The organism is Mycolicibacterium septicum DSM 44393, from assembly GCF_000455325.1.
In the GTDB taxonomy this organism is placed as follows: domain Bacteria; phylum Actinomycetota; class Actinomycetes; order Mycobacteriales; family Mycobacteriaceae; genus Mycobacterium; species Mycobacterium septicum.
Genome location: NZ_HG322953.1, coordinates 930,396 through 946,792 on the forward strand (window position 1 = coordinate 930,396; position 16,397 = coordinate 946,792).

Annotated in this window: 15 protein-coding genes and 1 pseudogene; 10 read left to right on the plus strand and 6 right to left on the minus strand. The window is 67.6% G+C overall.

Annotated features, from left to right (window positions below):
• Positions 1-20 precede the first annotated feature (20 nt).
• Genes rpmI through TX88_RS31240 form a run of 4 tightly spaced genes read left to right on the plus strand, consistent with a single transcriptional unit; the run spans position 21 to position 1,891 of the window.
• Positions 21-215 carry a 50S ribosomal protein L35 gene (gene rpmI, locus TX88_RS31225; protein ID WP_003885176.1) on the plus strand — a complete coding sequence of 65 codons (195 nt, stop codon included), beginning with the start codon at positions 21-23 and terminating at the stop codon, positions 213-215.
• Between the two features lie 40 nt (positions 216-255).
• Positions 256-645 (plus strand): 50S ribosomal protein L20, encoded by a 390-nt coding sequence (rplT, locus tag TX88_RS31230; protein ID WP_003885175.1) that lies wholly within the window; start codon positions 256-258, stop codon positions 643-645.
• 23 nt (positions 646-668) lie between these two features.
• Positions 669-1,421: a TrmH family RNA methyltransferase gene (locus TX88_RS31235; RefSeq protein WP_044524064.1), complete on the plus strand. Its 753-nt coding sequence runs from the start codon at positions 669-671 to the stop codon at positions 1,419-1,421.
• Between the two features lie 29 nt (positions 1,422-1,450).
• A complete protein-coding gene (locus TX88_RS31240; protein ID WP_084622289.1) occupies positions 1,451-1,891 on the plus strand; it encodes a hemerythrin domain-containing protein in 441 nt (146 codons plus the stop codon).
• A 15-nt stretch (positions 1,892-1,906) separates the two neighbouring features.
• Here TX88_RS31240 and TX88_RS31245 read toward each other — a convergent pair.
• The 4 genes and pseudogenes from TX88_RS31245 to TX88_RS31260 form a co-directional block, all read right to left on the minus strand.
• Positions 1,907-3,296: pseudogene (locus TX88_RS31245) on the minus strand (GntP family permease).
• A 44-nt stretch (positions 3,297-3,340) separates the two neighbouring features.
• On the minus strand, positions 3,341-3,970 hold the full coding sequence (locus TX88_RS31250) for a bifunctional 4-hydroxy-2-oxoglutarate aldolase/2-dehydro-3-deoxy-phosphogluconate aldolase (protein WP_044524067.1): 630 nt from the start codon (positions 3,968-3,970) through the stop codon (positions 3,341-3,343).
• Entirely contained in the window at positions 3,967-5,574 is a 1,608-nt protein-coding gene (locus TX88_RS31255) for an N-acyl-D-amino-acid deacylase family protein (protein WP_044524069.1), read from the minus strand. Before TX88_RS31255 ends, TX88_RS31250 begins: the two co-directional genes overlap by 4 nt.
• Positions 5,575-5,585: 11 nt before the next feature.
• Positions 5,586-6,893: an amino acid deaminase gene (locus TX88_RS31260; protein WP_044524442.1), complete on the minus strand. Its 1,308-nt coding sequence runs from the start codon at positions 6,891-6,893 to the stop codon at positions 5,586-5,588.
• Positions 6,894-7,053: 160 nt separating this feature from the next.
• Here TX88_RS31260 and TX88_RS31265 point away from each other — a divergent pair, with 160 nt between their 5' ends.
• The 3 genes from TX88_RS31265 to TX88_RS31275 are packed head-to-tail and all read left to right on the plus strand — an operon-like array spanning position 7,054 to position 9,310.
• Positions 7,054-8,115, plus strand: a complete 1,062-nt coding sequence (locus TX88_RS31265) for a sugar kinase (RefSeq protein WP_280113245.1) — start codon at positions 7,054-7,056, stop codon at positions 8,113-8,115.
• Positions 8,112-8,858 (plus strand): IclR family transcriptional regulator, encoded by a 747-nt coding sequence (locus TX88_RS31270; protein ID WP_044524445.1) that lies wholly within the window; start codon positions 8,112-8,114, stop codon positions 8,856-8,858. Before TX88_RS31265 ends, TX88_RS31270 begins: the two co-directional genes overlap by 4 nt.
• A gap of 47 nt (positions 8,859-8,905) precedes the next feature.
• Positions 8,906-9,310, plus strand: coding sequence for a RidA family protein (locus tag TX88_RS31275; protein WP_044524071.1), 405 nt, complete (start codon positions 8,906-8,908; stop codon positions 9,308-9,310).
• On the opposite strand, the gene TX88_RS31280 is transcribed toward TX88_RS31275, so the two are convergent.
• Together TX88_RS31280 and TX88_RS31285 are read right to left on the minus strand one after the other, a co-directional pair.
• Complete coding sequence (locus TX88_RS31280) at positions 9,307-10,536, minus strand: acyl-CoA dehydrogenase family protein (RefSeq protein WP_044524073.1); 1,230 nt, start codon at positions 10,534-10,536, stop codon at positions 9,307-9,309. The two genes, TX88_RS31275 and TX88_RS31280, sit on opposite strands and share 4 nt — an antisense overlap.
• A gap of 27 nt (positions 10,537-10,563) precedes the next feature.
• Entirely contained in the window at positions 10,564-11,583 is a 1,020-nt protein-coding gene (locus TX88_RS31285; RefSeq protein WP_044524076.1) for an oxygenase MpaB family protein, read from the minus strand.
• 228 nt (positions 11,584-11,811) lie between these two features.
• On the opposite strand from TX88_RS31285, the gene TX88_RS31290 reads away from it, so the two are divergent.
• From TX88_RS31290 to pheT, 3 genes are all read left to right on the plus strand, one after another.
• On the plus strand, positions 11,812-12,699 hold the full coding sequence (locus TX88_RS31290; protein ID WP_044524077.1) for an adenylate/guanylate cyclase domain-containing protein: 888 nt from the start codon (positions 11,812-11,814) through the stop codon (positions 12,697-12,699).
• 70 nt (positions 12,700-12,769) lie between these two features.
• Complete coding sequence (gene pheS / locus TX88_RS31295; protein ID WP_044524079.1) at positions 12,770-13,813, plus strand: phenylalanine--tRNA ligase subunit alpha; 1,044 nt, start codon at positions 12,770-12,772, stop codon at positions 13,811-13,813.
• The gene (gene pheT / locus TX88_RS31300; protein WP_044524081.1) at positions 13,813-16,314 is read left to right on the plus strand and encodes a phenylalanine--tRNA ligase subunit beta; all 2,502 of its coding nucleotides are present in this window, start codon (positions 13,813-13,815) and stop codon (positions 16,312-16,314) included. The genes pheS and pheT overlap by 1 nt, the downstream gene beginning before the upstream one ends.
• Positions 16,315-16,397 lie beyond the last annotated feature (83 nt).

A 16,397-nucleotide genomic window follows, 5' to 3' on the forward strand; every position in this document is an offset into this window, starting at 1 on the left:
CAACACAGAACTGAGGATTCATGCCCAAGGCGAAGACCCACAGCGGAGCATCGAAGCGCTTCCGCAAGACCGGGACCGGCAAGATCGTGCGCCAGAAGGCCGGCCGACGCCACCTGCTGGAGCACAAGGCCACCAAGCGCACCCGTCGGCTTGACGGCCGCACCGTGGTTGCTGCCAACGACACCAAGCGTGTCAACAAGATGCTCAACGGCTAGATCTGCCGCTCCCCGTACCGAACGAGAATAGGAACATCCCATGGCACGCGTGAAGCGCGCACTCAACGCCCAGAAGAAGCGGCGCACAGTCCTCAAGGCCTCGAAGGGCTACCGCGGTCAGCGGTCGCGGCTCTACCGCAAGGCCAAGGAGCAGCAGCTCCACTCGCTGACCTACGCCTACCGGGACCGCCGGGCCCGCAAGGGTGAGTTCCGCAAGCTGTGGATCTCGCGTATCAACGCCGCGGCCCGCGCCAACGACATCACCTACAACCGCCTGATCCAGGGCCTCAAGGCCGCAGGCGTCGAGGTCGACCGCAAGAACCTGGCCGAGATCGCCGTCAGCGATGCCGCCGCGTTCACCGCGCTGGTCGAGGTCGCCAAGGCCGCCCTGCCCGAGGACGTCAACGCGCCCTCCGGAGAGGCCGCCTGACGCTCACCGAGCGTTCTGCCCGGGTGGCTGCTGCGGTCAAACTGCAGCGCCACGTCGGGCGCCGCCGCGCCGCACGCTTCCTTGCCGAGGGGTCCAACCTCGTCGAGGCCGCGTTGCGGCGCGGACTTGTTTCCGAGGTGTTCGCGACCGAGGCCGCCCTCGACCGTTTCGGTGCGCTGCTGGCCGATGCGCCGGTGCAGCTGGTCACCGAGCGTGCGGCGAAAGCCTTGTCGGACACCGTGACCCCGGTCGGTCTGGTGGCGGTGTGCCGACTGCCGGAGGTCTCACTCGACGAGGTTCTGGCCGCCGCGCCCCGGTTGATCGCGGTACCCGTGCAGATCTCGGAGCCGGGCAACGCCGGTACGTTGATCCGCACGGCCGACGCGATGGGCGCCGACGCGGTGGTGCTGGCCGGCAACAGCGTCGACCCCTACAACAGCAAGTGCCTGCGGGCGTCGGCCGGCAGCATCTTCTCGGTGCCGGTGATCAGCGAGCCCGACGAGGCCGCCACCGTTGCACGGTTGCAGGCCGCGGGGCTGCAGGTGCTGGCCACCACGATCGACGGCGAGGCCAACCTCGACCACATCGACCTGACGCCGCCCACGGCCTGGCTGTTCGGCCCCGAAGCCCACGGCCTGCCAAGCGAATTGGCCGCGGCCGCCGATCACCGGGTGCACATTCCGATGCCCGGACATTCCGAAAGTCTCAACATCGCCTCGGCGGCGTCGATCTGCCTGTATCAGAGCGCCCGCGCCCACCGCAGTGCTAGTGATTGAGCATGTGCCAATACTGCGGATGCCGGGACATGCCTCTTCTGCGGGATTACATCGCCGAGCACGAGCGGGCCGTCGACCACGGCCGTGAAGCGGTACGCGCCATGGACCGCGGCGAGCTGGACGCGGCCCGTCAGCTGCTGACGGCGATGTTCGAGGAATTGCGGTCCCATTGGCAGGGTGAGGAGAACGGGCTGTTCGCGGTGATGCACCGCGACGAGCTCTTCGCCGAGCACATCGACCCGTTGGTGGCCGAACACCGTGAGCTGGCAGCCTTCCTCGAGGTCGTCGACCTGTCCGACCCCGGGGATCGGCAACGGGTGCGCGATGAGATCGAGGAGCTCTACGTGCACATCGCGAAGGAAGAGGACGGATTGTTCCCCGCTGCGCTGACCGCGCTCGACGGTGTGGACTGGGATGCCGCGATGGCCGGCTGGCGCGACGCGCACCCGGGTCGCGAGATGATCTCCTAACCGACTGCTCGCGGGTCAGACCACCAGCCAGATCAGCCCGGCCATGGCGAACCCGACCACCGACAAGATGGTCTCCAGCACCGTCCATGTCTTGAGGGTGTCCTTCACCGACATGTTGAAATACCGTGACACGATCCAGAATCCGCCGTCGTTGACGTGGCTGGCGACGATGGAGCCTGCGGACACCGCGACCACGATCAGGGCGATCTGAGCCGGGCTGTAGTTCCCGGCGGCGATGGATGATTCGATGATGCCGGCCGTCGTCACGATCGCCACCGTCGCCGAGCCCTGCGCGATCCGTAGCGCACAGCTGATCAGGTAGGCCGACAGGATCACCGGCAGGCCGATGGCGGTCATGGAGTCGGCGAGCGCGGTACCGATTCCGGTGGCGCGCAACACCGCACCGAAGAACGCACCGGCACCGACCACCAGCAGGATCATGCCGACCGGGCGCAGGGACGCCGCGCTGATCTTGCCGAGTTCCGTCGCGGAGATGCCCCGGCGGATTCCCAGAAGGTAGAGCGCGAGCAGTACCGCGATGGTCAATGCGACGGCCGGGGTGCCGACAAGGGTCAGGATCGACAGCAGGCGACCGTCGTCGAGCATGACGTCGGCGAGGGTGGCGGCCAGGATCAGTGCTCGGGGCCAGGATGATGAACGCGATGAGCCCGATCGACGGGGGATCGGCGGTGTCGGCCTCGTCCTCCTCCGGGATGAACTCGTCGGGCACCTCGACCTGGACCCGTTTCCCGATCCACGAACCCCATGCCACGCCGCTGACGAACCAGGCGGGGATACCGCAGGCCAGGCCCATGATGATGAGCCAGCCGAGGCTGACGTGCAGCAGACCTGCGGCCGCGACCGGACCAGGGTGTGGCGGCAGGAAGGCGTGCGTCATCGACAGGCCGGCGAGCATCGGCATCGCGTACATCACCAGCGATCTGCCGCCGCGCTTGGCCGCCACGTACACCAGCGGAGCCAGGATGAAGATGCCGATGTCGAAGAAGATCGGGATGCCGAGCACCACGCCGGTCAGGCCCATGGCGAGCGGAGCGCCCTTGGGACCGAACAGGTTCAGCAACCGGGTGGTCAGCGCGTCGGCACCGCCGGACCTCTCGAGCATCGCCCCGAGCACGGTGCCTAGCCCGATGATCACGGTGATGTGACCGAGGATGCTGCCGAAACCCTTCTCCAACAAGGAATCCGATGCCTTCGCCGGGGTCCCGACCAGCTCGCTGACGGGGATCCCCGCGATCAGCGCGACAGCGATGCTGACCACGATCAGTGCGATGAACGGTTCGAGTTTGAGCTTGATGATCAACAACAGCAGCACCGCGATGGACACCGCGGCCAGCGTCAACAGGCCGGCCGTGTCATGCTGCAGCCAGTGCACGAACGAGGTCATGGATCCTCCGGGACGTGGACGGGGACTCGGTTGGTGGGACAGCTTCAGTGGGACAGCGCGGCGACGAAACTGCGTGCCCGGCCGGTGATCTCGTCCCAGTCTCCGGCGGCGACACGGGCCGGTGGGACCACACCGGTACCCGCGCAGACGGCGAGGGCGCCCGCGTCGAGATAGGACCGGGCATTGCCCTCGTTGATCCCGCCGGACGGCAGCAACTCGACCTCCGGGTACGGCCCGTGCAGGTCGGACAGGTATTTGGGGCCCACACTGCCGGCCGGGAAGATCTTCACGGCCGCGGACCCGAGATCTACCGCCTGTGCGACCTCGGTGGGGGTGAGGGCACCGAGGAACACCGGCACCGAATAGGCGGTCGCGACCTCGGCGACCTCGGGGCGCAGGCCGGGGGTGACCAGGAACCGTGCGCCGGCGTCGATGGCAGCGCGGGCCTGATCGGCCGTCATCACGGTGCCGACACCCAACATGATCCCGGCCTCGGACACCGATTCGGCGCAGGACCTCAGGTGGTCGAGCACCCCGGGGGTGGTGAAGGTCAGCTCGACCGTGCGGATACCGCCCTCCGCGAGCGCGTGGCACAGATCGGCCGCGTCGGGAATGGTCTCGGCGCGGACCACGCTGAGTACGCGATCCGACCGCAACACGTCGAGCGCTGTCATTGCACACCTCCGTCTGGGCCGCGTCGCAGCGACCGTCCAGCTGTCACCCCGGTGAGCTCACCGTCATCGAGTGCGAACTGTCCGCCCACCAGGACAAGGGTGAATCCCGTTGCAGCCGTGCGGGGTTGGTCGTATGTGGCGGTGTCGGAAACCGTAGCCGGATCGAACAGCACCAGATCGGCCGCGAAACCGGGACGGATGAATCCGCGGTCGGTCAGCCGCAGCCGGGTCGCCGCCCGTCCGCTGAGATGGCCCACGCACTCCTCCAGCGAGAACAGTCCGAGGTCGCGGCAGTAGTGACCCAGGTACCGCGCGAAGGTTCCCCAACCGCGGGGGTGCGGCTTCGACCCGATCAGCAGCCCGTCACTGCCCCCGGTGTGCCGCGGGTGCCGCATGATCGCCTGCACGTTCTCCTCGTGCCCGACGTGCTGCAGGATCCCGCTACCGAGTTCGTCGCGCAGCAGGATGTCGATGCATACGTCGAACGCATCGCGGTCCTCTGCCGCGGCGATCTGTGCGATCGTGCGGCCCACGTAGTGATCCAGCTGCTGATGGGTGACTCCGCTGATCTCGATGGTGTCCCACTCGGCGATCACGCCGTGACAGCCGTCGGAACCACTGACCTCCAGATGTTCGCGGATACGGGCCAGCGCGGCTGGATCGGTCAGCCGGGCCATCGTCTCGTCGGTGCTGCCCGCCGACGCCCAGCTGGGCAGGATCGCCGACAGCGTGGTGGCTCCGGGCAGGTAGGGGTACGTGTCGAGGCTGATGTCGGCACCGGCGGCGGTGGCAGCCTCGAGCAGGGCCAGAAGTTCGGGCGCCCGTCCCTTGTTCGGGCCGAAGTTGAGCGTGGCATGAGCCAGGTGCAGTGCGCAGCCGGATCTTTCGGCGAGCTCGACCATCTCGGCGTAGGCCTCCATCGCGCCGGCGCCGTAGGACCGATGGTGTGGGGAGAAGTAGCCGCCGTAGGACGCCACCGTCCGGCACAGTGCGAGAAGTTCGTCGTTGTCGGCGTACATGCCTGGCGTGTAGGTCAATCCGGCCGACAAGCCGACGGCGCCCTCGGTCATGGCCTGGGCCACGATGGTCTGCATCTGCGCGATCTGTGCGGCAGTCGCGGGAATGTCGTCCCAGCCGACCACCAGTGCGCGCACCACGCCGTGTGGGATGAGATAGGCCACGTTGGTGGCGATTCCGCGATCGAGACGGTCCAGATACTCGGCGACCGAACGCCAGTCGAAGTCGAAGTCGATCGGGTCGGTGTTCCAGCCGGCGATCTTGCGGCGGACGACGGCGAGCACCTCGGAGGTCACCGGTGCATACGACAGCCCGTCCTGTCCGAGTACCTCGGTGGTGACGCCTTGGGTGATACGTGACGGATGCACGGGGTTGAGCAGGATCTGAAGATCCGAATGTGCGTGCATGTCGATGAATCCGGGCGCGAGCACCAGTCCGGCGGCGTCGATCACGCGGTCGGCCGCCGGTGAATCCGCGGGATCGGTGATGATGGCGGCGATACGGTCGTCGTCGATCAGCACATCGGCGGCATACCGAGCGGACTCGGTGCCGTCGATGACGGTGGCGGAGCGGATCAATGTGCGCATCACGGTCCGGCTCAGAAGTAGGTGCGGATCAGGTCGACGACGACGGGATCGTTCTCGTTTTGTGCCACGACGGGGATCCATCGCCACTTGTCGAAGGCTGTGCACGGGTGGGAAAGCCCCAGTCGTACAACGTCACCCACGCGAATATCGGAGTCCGGCGGGATGGTGAGGAAGGCGTGCTGGTCGTTGACGGCCACGATCTCCGCATTCGTGAGCGGACGTGCGGGCGCGCCGAGCTGGGGGGCGACCAGCTGGGGCGTGGGCAACCCCTCGTCGAATGGGACATCCCGCTTCCCGGCGTCCAGCAGTGCCAGCCCGGGTTCGGGGCGTGACACCACCCGCGCCCAGGTGTGCATGGCCGAGCGCAGCCGGTAGTTTTCACCGCCGCGGCCGAAAGGCGTGATCCCGGTGTAGAAGCCGTCGTCGTGGATGATGTAGGCCCCGGCACGGACCACGACGTGCGTGCGGCCGCCGGCCAGCGGGGCCAGGACTTCAGCCACGAGATCGAAATAGGCACTGCCACCGGCGGTTACGTACACATCGGCGTCGGCAGGGTAGTGGCCCTCGGTTTCGATTTGCTGGTGCAGCCGGGCCATTTCCTCCAGGTAGTGCCGGACCCGGGCCAGTGACGCCTCGGACGCGTCGTGCGCCAGCGATCCCTCGTAGCCGCACACGCCCGCCAGGCGCAGATTGTCGGAGGCCGCTATCCGTGCTGCCACCGCTGCGGCCTCGTCGACCGAGCGGGCTCCGGTCCGGCCGCCGGTCTCACCGAGTTCGACCAGTACCGCAATCGGCCGGGCCACCCGGATGTCGGAGAGTGCCGCGTCCATCGCATCGACCGTGGCTGTCGAGTCCGCCCAGGTGAGCACCTCAAGGTCGGATCGGGCGGCCATCTCGCCGGCCAGCCAGCGCAGCGCGGCCGGATCGACCAGTGCATTGGCGAGCAGGATCCGCCGAACGCCGAAATTCACCGCGACGCGTACCTGGCTCGGTGTGGCAAGGGTGATACCCCATGCGCCGCTGCGCAGTTGGCGGTCCCAGAGCACCGGCGACATGGTGGTCTTCCCGTGCGGTGCCAGTTCGACCCCGTGAGCTGTGCACCAGGCCGCCATGGCGGCCACGTTGTCTTCGATGGCCGAATCGTCCAGCGTCATCACCGGTGTGGTGAATGCCGACAGGTGGGGCCGGGTGGCCAGGAACTCCGCGGTGGTGAGGCCGTCGGCCTCGACCGGAAGGGCCTTGTCCAATTCCGACAGGCGTTCGGCGCGGAGCGTATCCCACGCCCGACTGTCCGGCGTGGGCTCGCCTCGCGTCGTCATGCCGATCGTGTCCTCCATGGTGATTCTGGTGCGTTGAGAGCATCGGAACGGTGTGAGCTGCTACGTTGCACATGTTGCAATTAGGGTTGCATTTTGTGGTGTGACCTGTCTAACATGGCAGACGACACCGCGTCAATCGTCTCGATCCCGAAGGACGGCAGTGCCCGAATTGCCCACAGACCCCGTCGGCGGAGTCGCCTGTCTCGGCGAACCGCTGGTCCTGGCCGGTGCGGAGACAGATCTGCACCTGGCCGGTGCTCAGGCCGAATTGCACCTGGCCGGTGCTCAGTCTGAATTGCACCTGGCCGGTGCGGAAGCCAACGTCGCGGCCGGACTCGTCGCCTGGGGCATCCCCGCGTCCTTCGTCGGCCGGCTGGGCGACGACGCGCACGGAGCACTGATCAGATCCGAGCTGACCGATCGCGGCGTCGACATCTCCGCGGTCGAGGTCGACCCGACCCGGCCCACCGGGTACTACTCGAAAGTCACCGCACCCGACGAGGTGGGGGAGCCGCGCAGCGTCAGCAGATACAGCAGGGCAGGCTCGGCGGCTTCCGCGATGGAACCTGGATTCCTGGACTCGACACCGGTCGTATCCGCGTTCGGGCGTGCATCGGTCGTGCACTGCAGCGGCATCACACCCGCCCTGTCCGATACCTGCCGGGCCATGATGCGCCGGTTGCTGACGGACCGGCCCGGCATCACCGGGCTGGTGAGCTTCGACGTCAACTGGCGCGAACAGCTCTGGCCCGACGGCGATCCGGCCGAGGTGATCGCCCTGGCCAACCTGGCCGACATCGTGCTGGTGGGCGCCGACGAGGCGATCCGCGTCGCGGGCACCGACGATCCGGTGGCGTTGCGTCGCATGCTGCCGAATCCGGAGACATTGGTCATCAAGGACGGTGCGGAACAGGCGATCGCGGTGGATCGGACCGGCGACGTGATCGTCGTCCCGGCCCTGCGCGTCGACGTGGTCGAGCCGGTGGGTGCGGGTGACGCGTTCGCTGCGGGATTCCTCAGCGGCGTTGTGCTCGATGAGGATCCGGAATCATGCCTGCGGCGCGGCCACATCGGAGCCGCTGTCACCCTGACCGTCGTAGCGGATTCGGCACCGCCACCGCCCGACGCGTCGATCGAGCATCTGCTCATCTGCACGGACGGAGAGTGGGCCGCGACGAAGGTCAGCGAGGTCGGATTCTTCGTGTGCGGGAGCAGGCGGTGAGTCAGAGCGTCGCACGGGCGCTGCATCTGTTGATTCAGCTGGGCAACGGTCCGGCCAGCCTGGACGAGCTCGCAGCCGCCACCGATGTGCACAAGACCACCGTGATGAGGCTGCTGCGCACCCTGTCCGACGAGCGGTTCACGTTCCGCGACAACAACAATCGCTATCACCTCGGATCACGGGTCTTCGAACTTGCCGCCCACGGCACCGATCAGCGGGAGATCCGTCAGATCGCCTCGCGTCATCTCGTCGAGTTCAACCGTGAATACGGCCGGACCACCCACCTCGCCGCGATGGAAGGCGGCGACATCGTGTACATCGACAAGCTCGAATCGCACGATCAGATCCGCATGTACTCGCGAATCGGCCTGACCGCCAACCTCAACTCGACGGCCGTCGCCAAGGTGATCCTCGCCGACCTGCCCGATGCCGAACTGCGGCGGATCGTCACGGCGATGGACTTCACCCGGCGCGCGGCCAACACCATCACGACGCCCGAGGCGTACCTGCGAGAGATCGAGACCGTGCGGGTTCAGGGTTGGGCGCGCGATCGCGAAGAGAACGAGCCGTCGATCAATTGCGTGGGCGCACCGATCCGCGGTGCGAACGGCCGTGTCGTCGCCGCGGTTTCGGTGTCGGTGCCCGACGTCGTGCTGCCGTTCGAACAGGTCCTCGAACTTCTGCCGCCGTTGCAGGCGGTGTGCGAACGCATCTCGGCCGAATGCGGCTATCGGCCGTCGTAACTCGACCGCAAATCATCGAAAAGCACTGAAACAGAGGAGATTCCACCGTGTCCGATTCTCAGGTCATCCGTACCGATGACGCCCCGGCGCCGGCCCACACCTTCAGCCAGGGCATCCGCAAGGGCGGACTCCTGCAGGTGTCCGGCCAGGGGCCGATGGACCCCGCGACCAACACCTACATCGGCGAGGGTGATATGCGGGCGCAGACCCGTCGCACGCTGGAGAACGTCAAGGCGATCCTGGCGGCCGGCGGCGCCGGTGTCGACGATGTCCTGATGTTCCGGGTTTACCTCACCAAGCGTGAAGACTTCGCGGCCATGAATGACGTGTACGGCGAGTTCATCGCCGAGAACGTGAAGTCCGACCAGCTTCCATGCCGGACAACGGTATTCGTCGACCTCCCGCACGAGGTCATGCTGGTGGAGATCGACGCGCTGGCCGCCGTGGGCTAGCTCAGCAGACCGCGTGCCACGTGGGTGATCTGCACCTCGTTGCTGCCGGCGTAGATCATCAACGACTTGGCATCGCGGGCCAACTGCTCCACCCGGTACTCGGTCATGTAGCCGTTGCCGCCGAACAGTTGCACGGCCTCCATCGCGACGTCGGTGGCGGCCTGCGAGCAGTACCACTTGATCGCAGAGGCCTCGGCGAGGGAGATCGGCACTCCCTTCTCGCCGGATTCGATGACGCGGAACAGCATGTTGCGCACGTTCATCCGGGCCACTTCCATGTTGGCCAGTTTGAGCTGGATCAGCTGGAACTGGCTGATCTCCTGGCCCCACAGGGTGCGGGTCTTGGCGTAGTCGACGCTCAACCGTAGGCATTCCTCGATCACGCCGAGCGCCATCGCGGCCACCCCGATGCGTTCGGCCGAGAAGTTGGACCGGGCGCTGGCCCGGCCTTCGTCGGGCCCGGATCCTTCGGTCTCGCCGAGCAGCCGGTCGCGGCCCAGCCGGACGTTGTTGAAGAACAGTTCACCGGTGCGTGAGGAGTGGATGCCCATCTTGCGGAACGGCTTCGACTGCTCGAAGCCCTCCATGCCGCGGTCGAGCACGAAGGTCAGCACCTTGCGATTGCGCTTGTCCGCGCCATCACCCTCGTCGAGCTTGGCGTAGACCACCACGACATCGGCATCGGGCCCGTTGGTGATGAAGGTCTTCTGTCCGTTGAGGATGTAGTCGTCCCCGTCACGGGTGACATAGGACTTCATGCCGCCGAACGCGTCCGAACCCGAATCGGGCTCGGTGATCGCCCAGGCGCCGATCTTCTCGTAGGTCACCAGCCCGGGCAGCCAGCGTTCCTGCTGGGCCAGGGTGCCGCGGCCCTGGATGGTCGACACGGTCAGGCCCAGGCTGACACCCAGCCCGGTGACCAGGCCCATCGATACCCGGCACAGTTCGCTGATCACGACGAAACCCATGCCCGGCGACCCGCCGCCGAACATCCCGCCCCGGGCGCCCGAAGACTTGCTCTCGCCGCTGCGCAGCTTCGCCAGCCGCTTGTCCAGCGATTCCTTGGCGAGGGCATCGATTCCGAACGTGGCGAACAGCTTTCGCACGATCGGGTACGGCTCCATGTCGCCGCTCTCCAGCTCATCGAGGTGGGGCCGGATCTCCTTGTCCACGAACTCGCGTACCGCGTCCCGGACAGCTATGTCGACATCAGACCAATCAAGCATCTCGACAGCTTAGACACGTGTCAAAAGTCAGGCCGCGGGGCGTCGGGCCGGGCGCAGCGCCGGTAGGGAGAATGTGGTGTGTACCAGGGCTCCGGCGCGGTCCAGCAGCGTTTTGCGCCGCGACACGTAGTGCATGGGAAGCCCTCGTCGGTCGCGGGGCGGGTCCATGAAGCTGGGTGCTTCCACCAGCGGGCCGTCGACCGGCAACTTGCCGGCCGCGCGGCGGTAGGCCGACAGGGCCCGCGGGTGCAGCCTGATCTCGTCGGGGACCGCGACGAATGCCAGTTCGACCATCTTGCCGAATACCCGCAGCAGTACCTCGTCGCCGGGGGTCCAGCGCATTCCGGCCTTCTCTCGCACCGCCGGGTCGAACAGACCGGCCGCGATCCAGCGCTGCGCCCCGACGAGGGGTCTGAACAGCTGGTCCCACACCGGGGTCGGCATCAACACGAACCACGGCTTGGGGATCCGGATGGTGAAGATGTCGAGGGTGGCTCGGTTGATCTCGAGCTCGTCGCGGCATTTGGCGTCCCAGTACTCCTGAAACTCATCCCAGTCCTTGGGGACTGGTCTCATGCTCATGCCGTACTGGCGATACCACTGCACGTGCTCGTCGAACAGTTGACGCTTCTCGGCCTCGGTGAGGCCGCCGCAGAAATACTCCGCGGTCTTGATGATCAGCATGAAGAAGGTGGCGTGTGCCCAGTAGAACGTCTCCGGGTTCAGCGCGTGATAGCGCCGGCCCTGGCCGTCGACACCCTTGATAGTGGTGTGGAACCCCTTGATCTGCGCGCCGGTGTCCGCCGCACGGTCGCCGTCGTAGACCACGCCCATGATCGGGTAGACCGACCGCGCCACGCGCTGCAGCGGCTCGCGCAGCAGGATCGAATGTTCCTCGACGCCGGCGCCGAGTTCGGGATACATGTTCTGGATCGCGCCGATCCAGACGCCCAGCATCCCGGTGCGCAGGTCGCCGAAGTACTTCCAGGTGAGCGAATCCGGGCCGAGGGGATCGTGCTCGCCGCCGATGGTGGTTCGTGTGGTCATTGCGTCCTCGTTGACTCGTCATGACGTGAATCACAGCTGGGCTCAACGATAGTATTGACAACGCACGTTGTCTACGACGCCGCGGCGCGTCGCCGCGCACTGTTATTCGGTGTCTATCGTGGCGCCACAGCGCTGTGACCAGCCGGGTTTGCCGACGCCGGAGAAGTGTGGGCAAACCCGCTCGTGGCGTGATTGCCGCCCGGTCCGCGCGCCACCTACTCTTGCGCTGTGGATGGCGAGCCGTTCGATGACCCGTCCGGTCGAGTCGGGGATGTCGAGCAGGCGCCGCAGCAGCGCGCGGTGAGGACACCCGGGTTGCCGGGTCCGCTGGGGTGGGTGCAACGCACCAACCGCAGCCCGGCCGTCATCGATCTGGTCCGGCGGGTCCGGCGGGCGCTGCCCGGGGATCCGGATTTCGGTGACCGCCTCTCGGCTTCGGGAGAGGGTGGTCCCCGGGCGGCCGCGCGGGTCGCTGACCGCCTGCTGGACCGTGACGCCGCCTCGCGTGAGGTCAGCTTGGGGGCATTGCAGGTCTGGCAGGCGTTGACCGAACGTGTCTCGGGCACTCCGGCCAATCCCGAGGTGACCCTGGTGTTCACCGACCTGGTCGGTTTCAGTTCGTGGTCTCTGCGCTCCGGCGACGACGCCACATTGCGGTTGCTGCGACGGGTGGCGCAGGTGATCGAGCCCCCGGTGCTGGAGGCCGGCGGTCACATCGTCAAACGGATGGGCGACGGCATGATGGCCGTGTTCCGCGATCCGGGCACCGCCCTGAGCGCAATGGTCGTCGCGCTCGACGGTGTGAAGGGCATCGACATGGACGGCTACGCGCCGCGCATGCGGGTCGGTATCCACACCGGCCGTCCGCAGCGCATCGGGTCGGACTGGCTCGGGGTCGACGTCAACATCACGGCCCGGGTGATGGAGCGGGCCGCCAACGGCGGGCTCGTTGTGTCCCACACCACGCTGGAGGGCATCTCCGAAGAGAAGCTGGCCGAACTCGGGCTCAGTGTCAAACGTCAACGACGGCAGATGTTCTCGACCAAGCCCGAAGGCGTGCCCGACGATCTGGTGATGTACCGGGTGAAGACGTCAGGGCCGTTGCCGGCTCCCTGAGCGCTGCCGGCGGGGTAGCTGACGGTAAAGGCGTTCGAGGTGTCACTCGCCGATCGCCTATGATCGCCGGGTGGCTGAGCAGCCCAGTGATCTCTCAGAAGAAGCCCTGACCAAAGCCGTCAGTGCGGCCCGGCATGCCTTTGAGCTGGCCGGTGACCTTGATGCGTTGGCGCGCGCCAAGACCGAGCACCTCGGCGATCGTGCACCGATCGCCCTGGCCCGCCAGGCGTTGGCGACGCTGCCGAAGGCCGACCGCGCCGACGCCGGCAAACGCGTCAACGTCGCCCGCGGAGAGGCCCAGCGTGCCTATGACGAGCGGCTGGCCGCGCTGCGCGCCGAGCGCGACGCCGCGGTGCTGGTCGCCGAACGTATCGACGTGACGCTGCCCTCGACCCGCCAGCCGCTGGGCGCCCGGCACCCGATCACGATCCTGGCCGAGAACGTCGCCGACACCTTCGTCGCGATGGGCTGGGAGCTGGCCGAGGGGCCCGAGGTCGAGACCGAGCAGTTCAACTTCGACGCCCTGAACTTCCCGCCCGATCACCCGGCCCGCAGCGAGCAGGACACCTTCCAGATCGCCCCCGAGGGGTCGCGGCAGGTGCTGCGCACCCACACCTCGCCGGTGCAGATCCGGGCGCTGCTGGACCGCGAACTGCCGGTCTACGTCGTCTCGATCGGGCGGACCTTCCGCACCGATGAACTCGATTCCACCCACACCCCGGTGTTCCACCAGGTGGAGGGGCTGGCGGTGGACAAGGGCCTGACCATGGCGAATCTGCGCGGCACACTGGATGCGTTCGCGCGGTCCCAGTTCGGGCCGGAGGGACGCACCCGGTTCCGCCCGCACTTCTTCCCGTTCACCGAGCCCTCGGCCGAGGTGGACATCTGGTTCCCCGGCAAGAAGGGCGGCGCCGGCTGGGTCGAATGGGGCGGCTGCGGCATGGTCAACCCGAATGTGTTGCGCGCCTGCGGTATCGACCCCGACGTCTACTCCGGATTTGCCTTCGGCATGGGATTGGAGCGAACCCTGCAGTTCCGCAACGGAATTCCTGACATGCGCGACATGGTCGAGGGCGACGTCCGGTTCTCCCTGCCGTTCGGGGTCGGTGCCTGATGCGGATTCCGTTCAGCTGGCTGCGTGAGGCCATTCGTGCCGGCGCGCCCGATTGGGATGCGTCGGTCGAGGAACTCGAGCAGACGTTCATCCGCATCGGACACGAGGTCGAGGAGATCATCCCGATCGGACCCGTGAGTGGACCGCTGACCGTCGGCCGGGTCGCCGAGATCGAGGAACTCACCGAGTTCAAGAAACCGATCCGGGCCTGCAAGGTCGATGTCGGTATCCAGAATGTCGACGGCGAGCCTCGCGACATCGTGTGCGGGGCGACGAATTTCGCGGTCGGCGACCTGGTCGTGGTGGCGCTGCCGGGAACCGTGCTGCCGGGCGACTTCACCATCGCCACGCGCAAGACCTACGGCCGGGTTTCCGACGGCATGATCTGCTCGGCATCGGAGATGCACCTCGGTGTCGACCAGTCGGGCATCCTCGTGCTGCCCGAGGGCACCGCCGAACCGGGTACCCCGGCCGCCGAGATCCTCGGCCTAGATGACGTGGTGTTCCACCTGGCCATCACGCCGGATCGCGGTTACTGCCTGTCGGTGCGCGGCCTGGCCCGCGAGATCGCGTGTGCCCACGATCTGGACTTCGTCGATCCGGCCGACGTGGCGCCGCTGCCCGCCGAGGGCGAGGCCTGGCCGCTGACCGTGGAGCCCGGAACGGGCGTGCAGCGCTTCGGGTTACGCCCCGTCACGGGCATCGACCCGGCGGCGGTGTCACCGTGGTGGATGCAGCGACGGCTGAATCTCAGCGGCATCCGCGCCATCTCGCCCGCGGTCGATGTCACCAACTACGTCATGCTCGAACTCGGCCACCCGATGCACGCCCACGACAGCAGCCTGATCACCGGCGGCTTCGCGGTGCGCTTCGCCCGTGACGGCGAAAAGGTGGTCACGCTCGACGATGTCGAGCGCACGCTGAACTCCGCCGACGTACTGATCGTCGACGACGTCGCGACCGCCGCGATCGGCGGCGTGATGGGCGCGGGCACCACCGAGGTGCGCGACACCACCACCGACGTGCTGCTGGAAGCCGCGGTGTGGGATCCGGCAGCGGTGTCGCGTACCCAGCGCCGTCTGCACCTGGCCAGTGAGGCCGGGCGCCGTTACGAGAGGTCGGTTGACCCGGCCATTTCGGTTGCCGCACTGGACCGTTGCGCGACCCTGCTGGCCGAGATCGCCGGCGGTACCGTCGCGCCGACGCTCACCGACTGGCGCGCGGACGGGCGCACCGACTGGTCCCAGCCGGCCATCGAGATCCCGGCCGACCTGCCCGACCGCACCGCGGGCGTCGAGTATGCCGCGGGTACCACGGCACGCCGGCTCACCCAGATCGGCGCCGTTGTCGTTGAAGCCGCTGGTTCCGCTTCGTTGACCGTCACTCCGCCGAGCTGGCGGCCCGACATGCGTCAGCGTGCCGACCTCGTCGAGGAAGTGCTGCGGCTGGAGGGGCTGGAGTCCATCCCGTCGGTGCTGCCCACGGCACCGGCCGGACGTGGCCTGACCGCGGTCCAGAAGCGTCGCCGCGCGATCGGAAAGTCGCTGGCGCTGGCTGGATTCGTCGAGGTCCTGCCCACGCCGTTCCTGCCCGCCGGAGTGTTCGACGCGTGGGGTCTTCCCGCCGACGACCCGCGTCGCAACGCCACCAAGGTGCTCAACCCGCTGGAGGCCGACCGCCCGCAGCTGGCCACCACGCTGCTGCCCGGATTGCTGGAAGCATTGGGCCGCAACGTATCCCGTGGCGCCGCTGATGTCGCACTGTTCGCGATCCAGCAGGTGGTGCATCCCACGGCCGAGACCCGCTCCGTCGAGCGCATCCCGAACGACCGCAGGCCCACCGACGAGGAGATCGCCGGGCTGGACGCCTCGTTGCCGCATCAGCCGCAGCACGTCGCGGCGGTGCTCACCGGGTTGCGTGAGCCTGCCGGGCCGTGGGGCCCGGGTCGGCCCGTCGAAGCCGCCGATGCGTTCGAGGCGGTACGGGTGATCGGCCGGGCGGCCGGAGTGGAGTTCACCCTGCGCGCCGCCCAGGAGTTGCCGTGGCATCCGGGCCGTTGTGCCGAGGTGCTCGTCGGTGACACGGTCGTGGGCTACGCAGGCCAGCTGCATCCGGCGGTCGTCGAGCGGACCGGCCTGCCCAAGGGCTCCTGCGCCGTCGAGCTCGACCTCGATGCCGTGCCGATCGTCGAGGCGCTGCCCGCGCCGTCGGTGTCACCGTTCCCGGCGGTGTTCCAGGACATCAGCGTGGTGGTCGGTGACGACGTCGCCGCGGCGGCCGTCGTCGACGCCGTCCGCGACGGGGCCGGCGAGCTGCTGGAGGACGTCCGGCTGTTCGACGTCTACACCGGTCCGCAGATCGGGGAGGGCCGCAAGTCCCTGACCCTGGCACTGCGGTTCCGCGCTGCTGACCGGACCCTCACCGAGGACGAGGCCAGCGCTGCCCGCGACGCCGCTGTCGTGGTCGCCGGCGAGCGCGTCGGCGCCGTCCTGCGCGGCTGAGTTCTGAGCGCGAACGTAGGGCCTGTGCACGCATTTGTGGGGTTTTGCGTGCACAGCCCCCACGCTCGGCTTCGCGCCGATTA